The sequence below is a fragment of the Acinetobacter sp. V115_6 genome, assembly GCF_031799025.1.
Lineage (GTDB): Bacteria > Pseudomonadota > Gammaproteobacteria > Pseudomonadales > Moraxellaceae > Acinetobacter > Acinetobacter pittii.
Map to the genome: position 1 here is coordinate 1223296 of NZ_JAVQNO010000021.1, position 16350 is coordinate 1239645.

The 16350-nt window shown below is 40.2% G+C and carries 12 protein-coding genes and 1 pseudogene; 6 read left to right on the plus strand and 7 right to left on the minus strand.

The window, feature by feature from the left end; translation table 11 throughout:
- The first annotated feature begins 15 nt into the window (after nucleotides 1-15).
- The 3 genes from RMA94_RS14180 to RMA94_RS14190 all read left to right on the plus strand — a co-directional run bounded on the left by RMA94_RS14180 (nucleotide 16) and on the right by RMA94_RS14190 (nucleotide 4660).
- Nucleotides 16-1191, plus strand: coding sequence for a fumarylacetoacetate hydrolase family protein (locus tag RMA94_RS14180; protein WP_233732769.1), 1176 nt, complete (start codon nucleotides 16-18; stop codon nucleotides 1189-1191).
- A gap of 87 nt (nucleotides 1192-1278) precedes the next feature.
- Nucleotides 1279-3066: an IlvD/Edd family dehydratase gene (locus tag RMA94_RS14185; protein WP_311083536.1), complete on the plus strand. Its 1788-nt coding sequence runs from the start codon at nucleotides 1279-1281 to the stop codon at nucleotides 3064-3066.
- Between the two features lie 16 nt (nucleotides 3067-3082).
- On the plus strand, nucleotides 3083-4660 hold the full coding sequence (locus RMA94_RS14190; RefSeq protein ID WP_311083538.1) for an aldehyde dehydrogenase (NADP(+)): 1578 nt from the start codon (nucleotides 3083-3085) through the stop codon (nucleotides 4658-4660).
- 83 nt (nucleotides 4661-4743) lie between these two features.
- Here the strand turns inward: RMA94_RS14190 and RMA94_RS14195 are convergent, their stop codons facing one another.
- Entirely contained in the window at nucleotides 4744-5364 is a 621-nt protein-coding gene (locus RMA94_RS14195) for a TetR/AcrR family transcriptional regulator (protein WP_311083540.1), read from the minus strand.
- Nucleotides 5365-5530: 166 nt separating this feature from the next.
- Between RMA94_RS14195 and RMA94_RS14200 the strand changes: the two genes are divergently transcribed.
- Nucleotides 5531-7108, plus strand: a complete 1578-nt coding sequence (locus tag RMA94_RS14200; protein WP_069123413.1) for an MFS transporter — start codon at nucleotides 5531-5533, stop codon at nucleotides 7106-7108.
- A complete protein-coding gene (locus RMA94_RS14205) occupies nucleotides 7105-8190 on the plus strand; it encodes an HlyD family secretion protein (protein WP_032003689.1) in 1086 nt (361 codons plus the stop codon). The genes RMA94_RS14200 and RMA94_RS14205 overlap by 4 nt, the downstream gene beginning before the upstream one ends.
- 88 nt (nucleotides 8191-8278) lie before the next feature.
- Here RMA94_RS14205 and RMA94_RS14210 read toward each other — a convergent pair whose 3' ends face one another.
- The 3 genes from RMA94_RS14210 to RMA94_RS14220 all read right to left on the minus strand — a co-directional run bounded on the left by RMA94_RS14210 (nucleotide 8279) and on the right by RMA94_RS14220 (nucleotide 12834).
- Nucleotides 8279-9670, minus strand: a complete 1392-nt coding sequence (locus tag RMA94_RS14210; RefSeq protein ID WP_005075928.1) for an amino acid permease — start codon at nucleotides 9668-9670, stop codon at nucleotides 8279-8281.
- Nucleotides 9671-9774: 104 nt separating this feature from the next.
- Nucleotides 9775-11343, minus strand: a complete 1569-nt coding sequence (locus tag RMA94_RS14215) for a CoA-acylating methylmalonate-semialdehyde dehydrogenase (RefSeq protein WP_311083545.1) — start codon at nucleotides 11341-11343, stop codon at nucleotides 9775-9777.
- A gap of 108 nt (nucleotides 11344-11451) precedes the next feature.
- Nucleotides 11452-12834 (minus strand): aspartate aminotransferase family protein, encoded by a 1383-nt coding sequence (locus tag RMA94_RS14220; RefSeq protein WP_311083546.1) that lies wholly within the window; start codon nucleotides 12832-12834, stop codon nucleotides 11452-11454.
- Between the two features lie 97 nt (nucleotides 12835-12931).
- Between RMA94_RS14220 and RMA94_RS14225 the strand changes: the two genes are divergently transcribed.
- A complete protein-coding gene (locus RMA94_RS14225; RefSeq protein ID WP_068612978.1) occupies nucleotides 12932-13849 on the plus strand; it encodes a LysR family transcriptional regulator in 918 nt (305 codons plus the stop codon).
- Here the strand turns inward: RMA94_RS14225 and RMA94_RS14230 are convergent.
- The 3 genes and pseudogenes from RMA94_RS14230 to RMA94_RS14240 all read right to left on the minus strand — a co-directional run bounded on the left by RMA94_RS14230 (nucleotide 13846) and on the right by RMA94_RS14240 (nucleotide 16198).
- A pseudogene (locus RMA94_RS14230) lies at nucleotides 13846-14034 on the minus strand (type II toxin-antitoxin system Phd/YefM family antitoxin). The gene RMA94_RS14225 and the pseudogene RMA94_RS14230 sit on opposite strands and share 4 nt — an antisense overlap.
- 61 nt (nucleotides 14035-14095) lie before the next feature.
- Complete coding sequence (locus RMA94_RS14235; RefSeq protein WP_311083547.1) at nucleotides 14096-15364, minus strand: DcaP family trimeric outer membrane transporter; 1269 nt, start codon at nucleotides 15362-15364, stop codon at nucleotides 14096-14098.
- Between the two features lie 156 nt (nucleotides 15365-15520).
- Complete coding sequence (locus tag RMA94_RS14240) at nucleotides 15521-16198, minus strand: RraA family protein (RefSeq protein WP_311083549.1); 678 nt, start codon at nucleotides 16196-16198, stop codon at nucleotides 15521-15523.
- Nucleotides 16199-16350: the final 152 nt, after the last annotated feature.

The following is a 16350-nucleotide window of genomic DNA, read 5'->3' on the forward strand; positions in this document are numbered from 1 at the left end:
AGAAGGATGCTTTAAATGAACTTTACGTTAAATTCCCAGAACTCATTACCAGACGACGCTACCCAAGGATGTTTAATTGGTCGCGCGTGGATTCCAAATCAAATTTCCGGTCCATCTCCAATTCTTTTAAAAGGTGATCAGGTTTTTGATATTTCTGAAAAGTTCCACACGATTTCCCAGTTACTTGAAAGTTCAGATCCTTTAAAAGCTTTATCTGAAATTGAAGGAAAATTAGTTGGATCAATTGATGAGTTGTTTGCCAACACAGTCGCTGAACCAGATACCAACAAGGCATATTTTTTAGCCCCTATTGATCTGCAAGTGATTAAAGCGGCAGGTGTTACTTTTGCCGCAAGCATGTTAGAACGCGTGATTGAAGAGCAAGCAGGTGGCGATGCACAAAAAGCCCAATCCATCCGTGAAATTGTACAAGGGGTAATCGGCGATAATTTAAAAACAATTGAACCCGGTTCTGATAAAGCGCTGCAACTCAAAGAATATTTAATTGAACAAAAAATGTGGTCTCAATATCTTGAGGTGGGTATTGGTACAGATGCCGAGATTTTTACTAAAGCCCCTGTTTTAGCAGCCGTAGGAACGGGTCAAAATATTGGTATTCACCCAAAGTCTGAGTGGAATAATCCAGAACCAGAAGTCGTATTAGTTGCCAATAGCCAAGGTAAAATTTTAGGTGCGACTTTAGGTAACGATGTGAATTTACGGGACTTTGAAGGCCGTAGCGCCCTACTGTTGAGTAAAGCAAAAGATAACAATGCTTCGTGTGCAATCGGCCCCTTTATTCGCCTTTTTGACCATACTTTTACTTTAAATGATATCCGCGCTTGCGATGTTGAACTGAAAATTGAAGGGACAGATAACTTTGTGCTTAATGGGGTGAGCTCTATGTCTCAGATTAGCCGTGACCCGGAAGATTTAATTCAACAAACCCTCAATGAAAACCACCAATATCCAGACGGTTTTGTTTTGTTCTTAGGTACTTTATTTGCACCGACTCAAGATCGAGAACAAGCTGGGGCTGGCTTTACCCATAAAGTTGGAGATGTGGTCCGTATTCATTCACCTAAACTCGGCACTCTATACAACACGGTCATGACCAGTGACAAAGCAACGCCGTGGAATTTTGGAATAAATGCTTTGATGCGTAACTTGAAGCAACGTGAATTACTATAATTTTCACGTATTATCGACTGGTTCAATCGTAATATTCAGCACTTGAAAAATTAAATTACTGAGCAAGATCAGTAGAAGGATCTAAAAATGAATGATCAAGATAAACGGATTTTTTTACGTAGCCAAGAATGGTTTGATGATCCTACACATGCTGACATGACAGCACTCTATGTCGAGCGTTACATGAATTATGGCCTGACCCGTGCCGAGCTACAATCCGGCCGCCCGATTATTGGGATTGCACAAACTGGCAGTGATTTAACCCCATGTAACCGTCACCACAAAGAACTTGCTGAACGCGTTAAAGCGGGTATTCGAGATGCGGGTGGTATTCCCATGGAATTTCCCGTTCACCCAATTGCTGAACAGTCTCGACGCCCTACTGCTGCACTCGATAGAAATTTAGCTTACTTAGGTCTAGTTGAAATCTTACATGGCTATCCACTTGATGGTGTGGTACTAACAACGGGCTGCGATAAAACGACACCTGCATGTTTAATGGCAGCCGCAACAACAGATATACCGGCAATCGTGTTATCTGGTGGGCCAATGTTAGATGGTCATTTTAAAGGTGAGTTAATTGGCTCAGGCACGGTACTTTGGCATGCAAGAAATTTACTTGCCACAGGTGAAATCGACTATGAAGGCTTCATGGAAATGACCACTTCAGCATCGCCTTCGGTCGGGCATTGCAACACCATGGGCACTGCACTTTCTATGAATGCTTTGGCAGAAGCGTTGGGTATGTCTTTACCGACATGTGCAAGTATTCCGGCGCCGTATCGTGAACGTGGGCAAATGGCCTATATGACAGGCAAAAGAATTTGTGAAATGGTTCTAGAAGATTTACGCCCTTCTAAAATCATGAACAAACAATCATTTGAAAATGCCATTGCGGTAGCCTCAGCATTAGGCGCATCAAGTAACTGCCCTCCTCATTTAATTGCAATTGCTCGTCATATGGGGATTGAGCTGAGTTTAGAAGACTGGCAACGTGTTGGAGAAAGCATCCCGCTCATTGTGAACTGCATGCCGGCGGGCAAATATTTGGGTGAAGGTTTCCACCGTGCCGGTGGTGTTCCTGCTGTATTACATGAATTACAAAAAGCAGGTGTTTTACATGAAGACTGTGCATCAGTCAGCGGTAAAACGATTGGGGAAATTGCTAAAAATGCAAAAACCTCAAATGCAGATGTAATCTTCCCTTATGAACAACCATTGAAACATGGCGCAGGTTTTATCGTGCTGAGTGGTAATTTCTTTGACAGTGCCATTATGAAAATGTCTGTCGTTGGTGAGGCATTTAAGAAAACCTATTTATCTGACCCAAATAGTGAAAATAGCTTTGAAGCACGTGCGATCGTTTTTGAAGGACCAGAGGATTACCACGCCCGAATTAATGATCCAGCTTTAAAAATTGATGAACATTGTATTTTGGTCATCCGTGGCGCTGGCACTGTTGGTTATCCGGGCAGTGCGGAAGTTGTAAATATGGCCCCACCCGCAGAGTTAATTAAAAAAGGGATTGATTCACTGCCTTGCTTAGGAGATGGCCGCCAAAGTGGAACTTCTGCCAGCCCATCTATTCTCAATATGTCACCCGAAGCGGCTGTAGGGGGCGGCATTGCTTTATTAAAAACCAATGATCGTTTACGTATTGATTTAAATAAACGTTCAGTCAACGTACTCATTTCTGACGAAGAGTTAGAACAACGCCGCCGTGAATGGAAACCGATGGTCTCTGCATCTCAAACACCTTGGCAAGAAATGTATCGCAACATGGTAGGTCAATTATCTACTGGTGGTTGTTTGGAACCCGCAACTTTATACATGCGAGTCGTAAAACAAGACAACCTTCCAAGACACTCTCATTAATTTCAGGATATTTGTTATGACCATTATCGGACACAACTTTATTGGTGGTTCACGCACCACACAAAGTTCAACTTTACTAAAAAGTGTGAATGCAACAACTGGCGAAGCTTTGCCTTATGAATTTCGCCATGCAACCGAACAAGAGGTGAATCAAGCCTGTGAAGCTGCAAGTCAAGCGTTTAAGACTTACCGCCATACATCACCTGAACAGCGTGCTACTTTTTTAGAAAATATTGCCGATGAGCTTGATGCTTTGGGTACAGATTTCCTAGAAATCGTCTCACAGGAAACCGCTTTGCCACTTGCACGCTTACAAGGTGAACGTGCCCGTACCAGTGGACAAATGCGCCTGTTTGCCAAAGTACTACGCCGTGGTGACTTTTTAGGTGCCCGTATTGATACGGCTTTACCTGAACGTCAGCCTTTACCGCGCCCAGACTTGCGCCAGATTAAAATCGGTGTAGGCCCTGTTGCCGTCTTTGGGGCAAGTAACTTTCCTTTGGCCTTTTCAACCGCAGGTGGTGACACTGCTTCTGCACTAGCAGCTGGTTGTTCTGTGGTAGTAAAAGCGCATAGTGGGCATATGGCCACAGCAGACTTCGTGGCTCAAGCTATTGAACGTGCCGTAGAAAAATCAAATATGCCTAAAGGTGTATTTAACATGATCTACGGTAATGGTGTGGGTGAACCTTTAGTGAAACATCCTTTAATACAGGCTGTAGGTTTTACAGGTTCACTTCGTGGTGGTCGCGCTTTATGTGATATGGCCGCAGCCCGTCCACAACCAATTCCGGTCTTTGCCGAAATGAGCAGCATTAACCCGATGTTATTATTGCCAGAAGCATTAAAAAACCGTGGTGAAAAAATTGCACAAGACTTAGCAGATTCGGTTGTTTTAGGCTGTGGTCAGTTCTGTACCAATCCGGGTTTAATTTTAGGTATTAAATCAGCCGAATTTACTCAGCTCATTAGCAACCTGACTGAAATTATGGGCGCTAAGCCTGCACAGACTATGCTGAATGCCGGCACCTTAAAAAGTTATACCGCAGGTCTTGAGCACTTAACTGCACATCAAGGCATTGAACATTTGGCAGGTAAAACCCAGCAAGGCAATCAGGCGCAACCGCAACTGTTTAAAGCTGATGTTGAATTATTGCTAGCAGGCGACCAGCTTTTACAAGAAGAAATCTTTGGGCCAACCACAGTCATCATTGAAGTTGAAGATAAAGCCCAACTCATTCAGGCCTTACAAAGCATGAATGGGCAACTGACCGCGACTTTAATTGCTGATGAAGCTGACTTAACCGAGTTTGCAGATGTAGTTCCAGTTTTAGAGGAAAAAGCCGGTCGATTACTTATAAATGGCTACCCAACGGGTGTAGAAGTATGTGATGCCATGGTACACGGCGGGCCATACCCAGCCACTTCAGATGCACGAGGTACTTCTGTTGGAACCTTGGCAATTGACCGTTACTTAAGACCTGTGTGTTACCAAAACTATCCGCAGAGTTTATTGCCAGAAGCTTTAAAAGACAGCAATCCATTGCAAATTTTAAGGTTGGTGAATGGTGAGATGACCAGAAAGGCTATCTAATCAATTTAAAAAAAGAGACCACTCGCTGGTCTCTTTTTTATTTTCTACATTTAGGGCTTATAGATAGAATAAAACTTCCTAAATTAACTTGGTTTATAATTGATATTTTTTAAAAATAAATCAACTGCATATTCAACCCAAGTACTAATTTCATTCTCTGATATTAAATAATCAGGATGCGTCAAACATTTTAGATGAGCATCACTTCTTAATAACGATAAAAATATATTCGCAGCAACTTCTGAAGAAGAGCTTAATTCAATTTCGCCCTGTCTAACGGATTTTTCTAGATATCCTGCAATGATATTTGCCAGACGCTTTGGACCCAATTCAAAGAATTTTTCAGATAACTCAGGGAATCTTACAGCTTCTGCAATACAAACCCTAAAAAAAGCCAAACCTGAATGCGATAATATAAAACACAGATAGGTCTTCCCAATTTCAGTTAGAGCTGAGCGTAAATTGTCAGCTTTTGTCTCAACTAAAATAATTTGTTTTTGCATGTTGGTACATTGACGTTCAATCACCGCTGCAAACATCGCTTCTTTATTCTTATAGCAACCATACATTGTTGCTTTTGAAACTCCCGCTTCCTTTTGAATCATGTCGGTCGTTGTGCCACTAAAGCCGTGGATCAAAAAAAACTTTGTTGCTGCATCCAGAATTTTTTGATCTTTTTCATTGGTTTTAGTTGTAACAGACATATTAACCTTATAAAAATTTTAGCGATTTCATTCTAAGTGTAACTCATCGAAAACGTCAAAATCGAGAATTGACGGAAATTTAATTAAAGAGTAGAGTACCGATCGGTACAGTACAGTAAATATCTACTCCGTGCAATGAATTGATGTTTAAGATTTAAGGTAAAAGATGAATACAAAGCCACTCATCGGTTTAGCAGGTGCAATATTTGCTGCAATGACTGTTGAATTTAATAACCGAATTACCAGCATTACTTTAGTCGACATTCGAGGTGCAATGGGCATTAGTGTCGACTCGGGTTATTGGGTTAACAGTATTTACGCAAGTGCAATGATTATTGGAATGATCCTGTCTACGAGTTGGGCAGTCATTTTTTCTATGCGCAGAGTTCTTCTTTTTGCTATAGGACTTTGCCTTTTTTCTAGCGTTTTAATTCCTTTTAGTCCAAATATCGAAATCTTTTATCTATTACGTGGCTTACAAGGCCTCGCTAATGGTTTAACCATTCCTTTACTCATGGCCTGTGCGCTTAGATTTTTAGGACCTGATATTCGACTATGGGGATTAGCCTGCTATGCATTAACTGCGACGTTCTTTCCCAACTTAAGTACTGCACTCTCAGCTTTTTATTTAGATGTAATTGGCTGGAAAATGATATTTTTTCAAACCATTCCTTTTTGTGCGCTAAGTGCTGCTCTGGTGTATTTTGGGATTCCCCAAGATCCTCTTAATTATTCAAGAATAAAAACTTACGATTGGATGGGTGCCATTTTAGCAATTATTAGCTTAGCGAGCCTGAGCACCATGTTGTTGCATGGAAATCATTTAGATTGGTTCCATTCCCAATTAATTTGTGTATTGGCCTTAATCAGTGCGATTACTTTACCTTGGTTTTTCATACATGAATGGCGCTATCCTTCACCACTCATTAAACCGCAAATGCTCGAAATCAGAAATTTTGCTTATGCTGTTTTCGCACTCTTTTGCTTTGTCATTATTGGTATGTCCACCAGCACATTACCACTCAATTACTTAAGTGCTGTGCATGGCTATAAACCCACTCAGACCATGTGGATTGGCTTACAAATTGCGGCATTGCAATTTATCTATATTCCTATTGTTGTGAAGCTTTTAAATCAAGCTTGGGTGGATAGCCGATATGTACACGGATTTGGTTTACTTCTGGTCATTGCGGGTTGCCTAGGTGCAAGTCAACTTGATACCACATGGAATCAAGACCAATTTTATTTTTGGCATGCAATCTCATGTCTGGGACAAACCTGTGTCGTGCTCTCGCTCTTAATGATGGGAACAAACAGCGTTCACCCAACCATGGCAATTTATGCATCCCCTATGATTAATACCCCGCGTGCTATTAGCGGTGTACTGGGTGTGTGTATTTTGGACTGGGTCAATCGAGTTCGCGGTGAATACCATTCAACACGGCTGATTGAAAATACAGCCCAACATGTTTTCCAAAATATTCAAGGCCCTGTTATTAATCCACTTACTCCACCTGTGCTCACCGCAAATGGTGCAGATCGTGTTTCAGGTGGTTTATCTGCCCTAAATTCTGCGATTCAAGCGCAACAATCAGTTTTAGTTATTAGCGATCAATATCTCATCTTAGCTGGCCTTACCGCTATTTTATTCATCGTGATGTTGATTTTGCCAGTTCGAACTTATCCGCCACGTATTGCTCTCATTAAGTTAATGAATAGTCATAACTCAGGAAAATCTTTATGAGTACTCTCGAAGCCCAAGACACCACCCATACCGAACCACCCAAGTTAACCAAGGTGCAATTTCTCAAAAAGCATTGGGTTATGGCTATTGCGTTTATTATTGTCTTAGCATCTATTTTGTGGGTTTTAAAACTTATATTTTTACCGTCTTCGGTTGTTGAAACAGACGATGCACGTGTAGATGTAGAGTATTCAACTATTGCCCCTAAGGTATCTGGCAATATTGAAGAAATTTACATTAAAGATCATCAGACCGTAAAAAAAGGCCAACTTTTAGCAAGGATTGATGCACGTGATTATCAAGCTGCTTTGGCTGAGGCTGAATCTAATTATGCCAAAGCGCAAGCTGACCTGAGTGAAGCAATGCTCGCAGTGGATAGACAACCCACTGTTATTCGTGAAACTGAAGCACAGCTGAGAAAAGTAGAAGCTGGAATTAAGCTCACAAAAGACAATACGGCGCGTTATGAGCAACTACAAGCACTTGGAGCGGAATCTAGATTAATTACCCAGCAGTCTAAGACTACATTGACTGAACAATATGCTGACTTAGACAGCAGTAAAGAAAAAGTGATTGATGCACAGTATCAGCTCAACCAATACAAGATTCAGGTACAAGCCAAACAAGCTGCTCTTAAACAAGCACAAGCCGCACTTGATAAAGCAAAACTAAATTTGAGCTATACAGAGGTTCGTGCGCCTATTGATGGCATGATTGGTCAAAAGTCAGCTAACGTAGGTAACTTTGTGAGTGCTGGTAATCCACTCATGGTGGTTGTTCCTTTAGATCAGGTTTATGTTGAAGCCAACTTCCGTGAAATTGAATTAAAAAAGATCAAGATTGGACAACCAGTTAATGTCTATGTAGATGCTTATAACGTTGAATTAAAAGGTGTGGTAGATAGCTTTTCTCCATCTACCGGCGCATTTTTTTCTCCCATCTCGGCGACTAACGCGACTGGTAACTTTACCAAGATTGTTCAGCGCCTTCCTTTACGAATTAAGCTTATTGAAAATCAAAAAGACGTTAAATTATTACGCCCAGGTTTATCGGTTTTAGTCTGTATTGATACGACTAAATAGTTCGTCTAAATCTTGGAATATGAGAGAAAAAAAGAGACCGTTTATGGTCTCTTTTTTAATTTATATATAATTTAATTTTATTGGATGATTAATCCAAATTCATGGCAACCGCTCTGGTTGCTTTACGCTTTCGCGTGACAAACAAACCACAAACCACCACAAGCGAAGTTACACCTAAAGATAAAGTGGTTTCATAACTATATGCTGGTGAGAAGAACATATAAGCTAACACACTTAAAATAATAATAATCACAAACCAAGTAAGCCATGGGAATAACCACATTTTAAATGGTATTTCCGCTCCAGCTGCTTCTAACTTATGTCTTAAACGTAGTTGTGAGAACGCAATAACTAAGTACACCAGTAAAGCAATTGACCCTGTGCTTGAAAGCAATAAGCCAAATACTTTTCCAGGGAATACATAGTTAATGACACAACACACTAAACCAATAAAAGTTGAAGAAAACACTGCAATTGCAGGTACACCTGCATAATTGATTTTAGTTACTGCCTGAGGCGCTTCACTACGAGTGCCCAAACGAAATAGCATACGAGAGGACGTATAAATCGCAGCATTCATACAACTCGCAACGGCGATAAACACGACCGTATCAATGATGAGTTTAGTGCCCGGTACGTTCAAGCTCATTAAAACGTATTGGAATGTTCCGTACTTTTGTAAGTCTGGTGAACGCCAGTCGACAAGTGAAACAGCAATGAACATTGAGACCACAAAGAAAAGGATAATACGGTACAACACCAAATTGGTAGCGCGTCTGATTTTCTGTTTAGGGTTTGATGATTCCGCTGCTGCAATTGAGACAATTTCTACGCCAAAGAATGAAAATGCCGTAATTAAAATGGCAGATAAAATGCCTCCCATACCGTGCGGCATAAAACCAGCATTATTGTATAAATTGGCAACACCGCTAACATTTTTAGCTAAAGGCCAAATACCTGAAATTGCCAAAATACCAATAATAATGAAACCGATAATGGCCACTACTTTGACCAAAGAAAACCAGAACTCAAACTCACCAAAACTTTTGGTACTAAAAAAGTTAGCTAAGCTTAAGAACACAATAAAACAAAATGCGTAAATAGAAACTGAAACGTTCGGAAACCACGAATGTAAAATTTCAGCACCTGCAATGGCTTCTACAGGAATCGCAAGCACCCAAAACCACCAATATAACCAACCAATGGTAAAGCCTGCCCAAGGACCAATCGCTTTACGGGCATATGTAGAAAATGAACCAGTGTCCGGCTCTAAAACGGCCATTTCACCTAACATTCGCATCACCAGAAATACCATAATGCTGGTAATGAGGTATGCAAGAATTACTGCTGGGCCCGCCTTGGCAATTGCAGAGGATGAACCGACAAATAAACCTGCACCAATAACACCGCCAATACTAATCATTGTGATATGGCGATTTGAAAGTCCTTCGCCTAATTTTTTTGTTGTATCATTATTCATATTTCAATCCTTAAAAATATATTTATAAAAACAATCTATTACATGTTTAAAATCCTACGATAATGAAAAAGGGAAAACTTATTGTTTTCCCCTTGTTGCAATAATTAATTTAAAGTTGGCATTGAAAATTGTTTTGCTTCACGGACCTGAGCAGACGGCCAACGTTGAGTAATGGTTTTACGGCGTGTGTAGAAACGGACACCATCTGGACCATAAGCATGTAAATCACCGAATAATGAACGCTTCCAACCACCAAAGCTATGGTAAGCAACAGGTACCGGTAAAGGCACATTAATACCGACCATACCGACTTGAATATGGCTACTAAAATAGCGTGCTGCTTCCCCATCACGGGTATAGATACAAGTACCATTACCATATTCGTGTTCATTAATGAGTTGCATGGCTTCTTGCATAGTATTCACACGCATAACTTGCAAAACGGGACCAAAAATCTCTTGCTGGTAACTGGTCATGTTTGGTGTGACTTGATCAATTAAAGTTGGCCCAACAAAGAAACCTTTTTCATAGCCTGCCGGTTTTGCATCACGGCCATCTACTACAATTTTTGCGCCTTGCTGTTCTGCACTTTGAATATAGGCTTGTACCTTGTCTTTATGTGCTTGAGTAATCAGTGGGCCAAAGTCATTGCTTGCATCTGCATAGTTACCAAACTTCAATTTTTTCATTTCTTGAGTCAGCTTATCAATGACTACATCGGCAACTTCATCTCCAATGGCAACTGCTACTGACAACGCCATACAACGTTCACCCGAAGAACCAAAAGCTGCGCCTAGCAATGAAGTGACTACGTTATCAATATCGGCATCCGGCATAATGATCGCATGATTTTTTGCCCCACCTAATGCTTGGCAACGTTTGCCCGTGGATGTTGCAGTACGGTAAATATATTCAGCAATTGGTGTTGAACCCACAAAGCTGACTGCCTGAATGCGAGGATGATGCAATAAGGCATCTACCGCTTCTTTATCACCATTGACCACATTAAACACGCCGTCAGGTAAACCCGCTTGTTTTAATAATTCTGCAAGGTATAAAACCACAGAAGGCGCTTTTTCAGAAGGTTTTAAAATAAAACAATTACCGCAAACCAGTGCCATTGGGAACATCCATAAAGCCACCATGGCTGGGAAGTTAAACGGTGTGATCCCAGCGACAACACCTAACGGTTGGAACTCGCTCCATGAGTCGATATCTGGACCGACATTTTTTGAAAACTCCCCTTTTAAAAGCTCTGGTGCGCCGCAAGCATATTCAACATTTTCAATACCACGTTGCAACTCACCTTGAGCATCATGGGAAATTTTACCGTGCTCTTGCCCAATCAAAGCACAAATCTTTTCGGCATTTTGCTCTAATAATTGTTTGAACTTAAACATGACACGTGCACGTTTAATGACTGGTGTATCTCGCCATGCAGGAAATGCTTGTTCGGCTACCTGAACTGCTTCATTTACTGTTTGAGTATCTGCAATTTCGACTTCTTTACTAATTTCACCCGTCGCAGGATTGTAAACTGGCTGTTTTCTTGCCGTTTTAGATACAATTCTTCCTTGAATGAAATGCCCTAGCACTTTTTTGGCTTGTTCACTATGCGTACTATTTTCAGTTGAAACTTCTTCATAGCTAAAATCTTCTAGGCCATTTGTCATTGTTGTTACTCCTTACTACAATTAGTTTTCAGATCAAACTGTATTTTTCATTTGGTTTTTAAAGAGCATCTAGAGATGTTACCGATGCTCTTTAAATGTCTATAAGCCTTAATTCACTTGATAAAGTGCATCGCCAACGGCATTCAATAAGCGGTCAATATCTGCTTCTGTGCTATTAAACATTGGACCGAACTGAAGCGTGTCGCCGCCAAAGCGAACATAGAACCCTTCTTTCCAGAGTTTCATACCAAGTTCAAAGCCTCGAATCGTGGCATCGCCATCACGCGGAGCTAACTGCAAAGCACCAATCAAACCACAATTACGAATATCTAAAATATGCGGTGCGCCTTTTAAGCCATGCAGCTTTTTTTCAAAAGTTGGTGCTAACGCCGCAGATTGAGCTAATAGGTTCTTCTTTTCTAAAACTTCAAGCGCAGCTAAAGCAGCCGCACAAGCGACTGGATGCGCCGAATAGGTATAACCGTGAGTAAATTCAATGGCATGTTCCGGCAAGTCTTGTTGCATAAAGGCAGAGTAAATTTCATGGCTTGCCACCACGCCACCTAAAGGTATGGCACCATTGGTCACCTGTTTCGCAAAGTTCAAAATATCTGGTGTTACCCCAAAATATTCTGCAGCAGTCCAAGTTCCTAAACGGCCAAAACCTGTAATTACCTCATCAAAAATTAACAAGATGTCATGCTGATCACAGATCTCTCTTAAACGTTGTAAATAACCCGTTGGTGGCACAATACAACCCGCCGAACCAGAAATAGGCTCCACAATGACAGCGGCAATATTTGAAGCATCATGTAGCTCAATTAACTTAAGCATTTCATTGGCAAGTTCTACCCCGCCTGTTTCTGCACAGCCTTTGGTAAAAGTTAAATTCGGCTGTAAGGTATGCGGTAAATGGTCTACATCCATAAGCTGGCCAAACATTTTACGGTTGCCACCAATACCGCCTAAGCTTGTTCCCGCAACGTTTACACCATGATAGCCACGGGCACGACCAATCAATTTAGTCTTGCTTGGTTTACCTTTAATGCGCCAATAAGCTCGTGCCATTTTAATAGCGGTATCTGCCGACTCTGAACCCGAGTTGGTAAAGAAAACGTGTTGTAATTTTTCAGGCATATGCTGAACAATTTTGTCTGCCAACTTAAAAGACAACGGATGGCCAAACTGAAAAGCTGGTGAGTAATCGAGCTGACCTAATTGTGCACTTACCGCCTGTTGAATTTCAGGCAAGGTATGACCTGCACCACAAGTCCATAGACCTGAGAGTGAGTCATAAATTTCACGACCCGAATCATCAATCAGGTACGATCCTTTTGCGCCCACAATCATGCGAGGATCTTTAGCAAAGTTTCGATTTGCTGAGAAAGGCATCCAGTGTGCCTGATAATTTATGTGCATATTATTATTAGTTTGAACCGTATCCAAAGTATGCTCTGAGTCGCTGAATTTATCCGTATCAAACATAACCATTCCTGTTTATTTTCAAATTATGGTTTGAGTGTACATAGCGTGATAAGTTTGATAAATTCAAATTATCTTGAGTTTAGATTTAAAAAAACAAAACTAAATGAAACCGAAAAAATTAAATCAAGTTACTGATTTTGATATAAAACTTCTCAAAATATTTAAAACGGTTTGCGACTGTCATAGTTTTACGTCTGCCGAAAGTATTTTAGGTATTAGCCGCTCTGCAATCAGTTTGCATATGAGTGATTTAGAAAATCGTCTTGGCATTCGACTATGTCAACGTGGTCGTGCAGGTTTTGCCCTGACCGACGAAGGACGAGAAATTTTAGAATATATCGAAGTGCTCACAGCAGCGATTGAAGATTTTCGCTCTAAAGTCAATCAAATGCATAACCGTCTTAAAGGTGAGTTTAATATCGGTATTATTAACAACCTTGTGACTATGCCTAGAGGCTATATCACCAACACGTTGACACAACTTGCCGAGGAACATGCTGAGGTTATTATTAATATCAGTATGAGTACTTTGTCAGATATTGAATGCCGTGTGCTCGATAACCGTTTGCACGCAGGCGTTATCCCCCTTGTGACGCCATTGTCTGGTCTAGACTATTTCGATTTATATAGCGAAAGTTCATTTTTGTACTGCGGCAAAAATCATCCCTTGTTTAGCCAGTGCAGCAACATGAATTTAGATGAGTTAAAAACATGGCAAGCAATCCTTCCTAATTATGCCATCACACCAGAAGCGGCAAAGTTGCATCAGCTTTTAGACTGTAAGGCGACAGCAAGTGACCGTGAAGGCATCGCATTTCTGATTTTAACTGGAAAATTCTTGGGTTTTTTACCCGATCACTATGCAAAAAAATGGGTTGAAGATGGTTTTATGCAAGCTGTTTCAAAGGAGAAAATGCATTACAGCACACCTATTTGTTTAATTACTCACAAGGGCAAAAATCACAATATTATTTTAAAAACCTTTATGGAGATGCTTGAGAAGCGGATTGTTGGGGGTTAAAAATCTTTGTTTTTTAATTTATTGAGCTCAAACATTGCATTTTTATATTCAAGGTAGGCTTTTTCACTGATTAGAACCACTGCATCTTTCTCTTTTCATGTAATTTTTACGGCGTAACCTAACAGCACTCTTTCCATGACTTTTGAAAATTGTGATCTTGCATTCGCATAATTAATTTGTTCCACAATATTAGCCCTTCTCAAATAAAAGAAAGCCACTTCTGATATTAAAGTGGCTGTGATTACATTAAAAATTGTATCGACCTAATAAGTTGATTCGAGATAATTTCCCTTCTAAATCTGAAAATGTTTCTCTCTTTCCATAGGTGTATTCAACACCAAGATCGACTTTCTCAACAGGCGTCCAAAATAAATTGACGCTTGCATTGATGAGCCTTTTATTTTGATCAGGGTTATTTTCTGAAAAATTTGAATCTTTATAGATAAGGCTACCAGCAGATAAAGAAGAGCGTAAATTTTCATTCCATTTACGCAGATACCCTAACTCAATAGAATCAAATTCACTTAAATACATTCGATTTTGATCAAAGTAGAAGGCATCATTATCTTTTGAATAAAGCATGTAACGGTTATCGCCAGCTATGTGATAATAATTAAACACAACTGAGTCATTTTCAGAAAGCTTATACTTTGTGCCTAATCCAGCCCCCCAAGCAAGTTTAGTTTGCTCTTCATTCGTGTCAGAAACTGCTCGATTTTCATGAAGCATGCCGTGCAATTGAATCAAAAAATCTGGATTTTTAAATTCATATCGCATGGTTAATGCAGGAAAACGGCTTCCACCTTCTACATTTTTATTTTCAACATCACCGCCTTCCAAAGCGAATAATAATTTTTGTTTGGCATCAACGATGTGCTGATAACGGATTTGGATATTACGCTGAGTTCCTGTGCCCATCGCACCTGTAAAATCAACCAAACTTGGAGCTGTATCACTATTCACAAAAGGTGAAGTCGTCTGGCCAATCAACCAATTTCCTAGTGAAATATAAGCGTGTCTAACCCGAACCGAACCATTACCGTTATCTCCACCACTTCCCATGAAGTCGGCTTCTAGCTTTCCAACCAAGTCTCCTTTCGAGGTCGGCTTAACGATATCCACCCCTACACGTGAAGTCGCGGCAGAAACATTTAATGATTTACTTGTTGAGTTTGAATTGTTTAATGGTATTGACCCTGTCTTATTCGCAATGGAACGCGTTGAACCTTCAAAATCATATGCCGCATCAACACGTATATTTCCATAAAATTTAATTTTAGTCTGATCAGTCGAAACAGGTTTTTCGGTATTTGAGGTTTTATTTTGAATTAGCTCAGGCGCTTTACTCACTCCGTTATTTTGATTTAAATTCTGCCTCTCCATGAGATAGTCTATTTGCTGTTGTAATTTAATTATTTTCTCATTTAACGCCGAGTTATCTTCGCTTTCAGCTTTGGCTTGCTGCAAAGTCATACTCATTAGTAATGATAAAGAAATTATCCCTTTATATTTCATGTCCTTTTCCTTTAGACGAAATCACATAGACCGAATTGAAATTTCCTATTTTTCAATCAGTAAAATAATGATTATTGAATTAACTTTAGATAGGCTAACGAAGCTCAATCATTGACTTCGCTAGTTCCCTTCCTGTTTGAATAGTTTTGAATGACCTTATTCCGGTAATTCACATCCTTTTTGTTTTAAGCTGTTAATCACCCAGCTACGGTCATTTTCACCTATGGCGATTTGATCTAATTGCTTTTGTTCAGCGGCATGTTTGGCGCTTGCTTTCAGATAAACTTCTTCAACTTCTGCATAAGGCACGCTTAAAAGCCCATCTTCATCACCTAAAATCAAGTCTCCAGGTTCAACCACCATTCCATTAATCGCGATAGGAACATTAATTTCCCCAGGTCCGTCTTTATAAGGTCCTCGATGTGAAATTCCTGCCGCAAAAAGTGGAAAATCTCCCTCTCCAATGACAACCGAATCACGAATAGCGCCATTAATAACGATGCCAGCTATACCTTTCTTAATAGCATACGCAACCATCATTTCCCCAATTAATGCATTGGTTAGATCGCCACCAGCATCAACCACAATGACGTCTCCCGGTTGGGCGATATCAATAGCATAGTGCAACATCAAGTTGTCACCCGGACGAGCCTTAACTGTAATGGCAGGCCCACAAAGATATCCCTTTTTATGCATTGGTCTTAATTGAGCCCCACCTGAAGTCATTCGATTCATTGAGTCACTGACATTAGCGACTGGTAGATCTCGATATTGCTCAATCCATTTTTGCTCAACTTTTCTGTCGTTTTTTAGCACTCTAAAACCAATTGCCATAACTTTTCCCTTAGATCAGTTTTCTTGTGCAAATTAATATGACAGCATTTTTTTGAAATGTCATTTCATTTTTAATTAAATTTAAACTAAAATTTACTCGATTTTCAAATATAATTTTTACTATTGACTATTTTTTTGAAATGACGTTTTAA

Excerpts from the sequence above, each read along its gene's own strand:
- RMA94_RS14180 (WP_233732769.1), top strand. The coding sequence starts at position 16 with ATGAACTTTACGTTAAATTCCCAGAACTCATTACCAGACGACGCTACC.
- RMA94_RS14185 (WP_311083536.1), top strand. The coding sequence starts at position 1,279 with ATGAATGATCAAGATAAACGGATTTTTTTACGTAGCCAAGAATGGTTT.
- RMA94_RS14190 (WP_311083538.1), top strand. The coding sequence starts at position 3,083 with ATGACCATTATCGGACACAACTTTATTGGTGGTTCACGCACCACACAA.
- RMA94_RS14195 (WP_311083540.1), bottom strand. The coding sequence starts at position 5,364 with ATGTCTGTTACAACTAAAACCAATGAAAAAGATCAAAAAATTCTGGAT.
- RMA94_RS14200 (WP_069123413.1), top strand. The coding sequence starts at position 5,531 with ATGAATACAAAGCCACTCATCGGTTTAGCAGGTGCAATATTTGCTGCA.
- RMA94_RS14205 (WP_032003689.1), top strand. The coding sequence starts at position 7,105 with ATGAGTACTCTCGAAGCCCAAGACACCACCCATACCGAACCACCCAAG.
- RMA94_RS14210 (WP_005075928.1), bottom strand. The coding sequence starts at position 9,670 with ATGAATAATGATACAACAAAAAAATTAGGCGAAGGACTTTCAAATCGC.
- RMA94_RS14215 (WP_311083545.1), bottom strand. The coding sequence starts at position 11,343 with ATGACAAATGGCCTAGAAGATTTTAGCTATGAAGAAGTTTCAACTGAA.
- RMA94_RS14220 (WP_311083546.1), bottom strand. The coding sequence starts at position 12,834 with ATGGTTATGTTTGATACGGATAAATTCAGCGACTCAGAGCATACTTTG.
- RMA94_RS14225 (WP_068612978.1), top strand. The coding sequence starts at position 12,932 with ATGAAACCGAAAAAATTAAATCAAGTTACTGATTTTGATATAAAACTT.
- RMA94_RS14235 (WP_311083547.1), bottom strand. The coding sequence starts at position 15,364 with ATGAAATATAAAGGGATAATTTCTTTATCATTACTAATGAGTATGACT.
- RMA94_RS14240 (WP_311083549.1), bottom strand. The coding sequence starts at position 16,198 with ATGGCAATTGGTTTTAGAGTGCTAAAAAACGACAGAAAAGTTGAGCAA.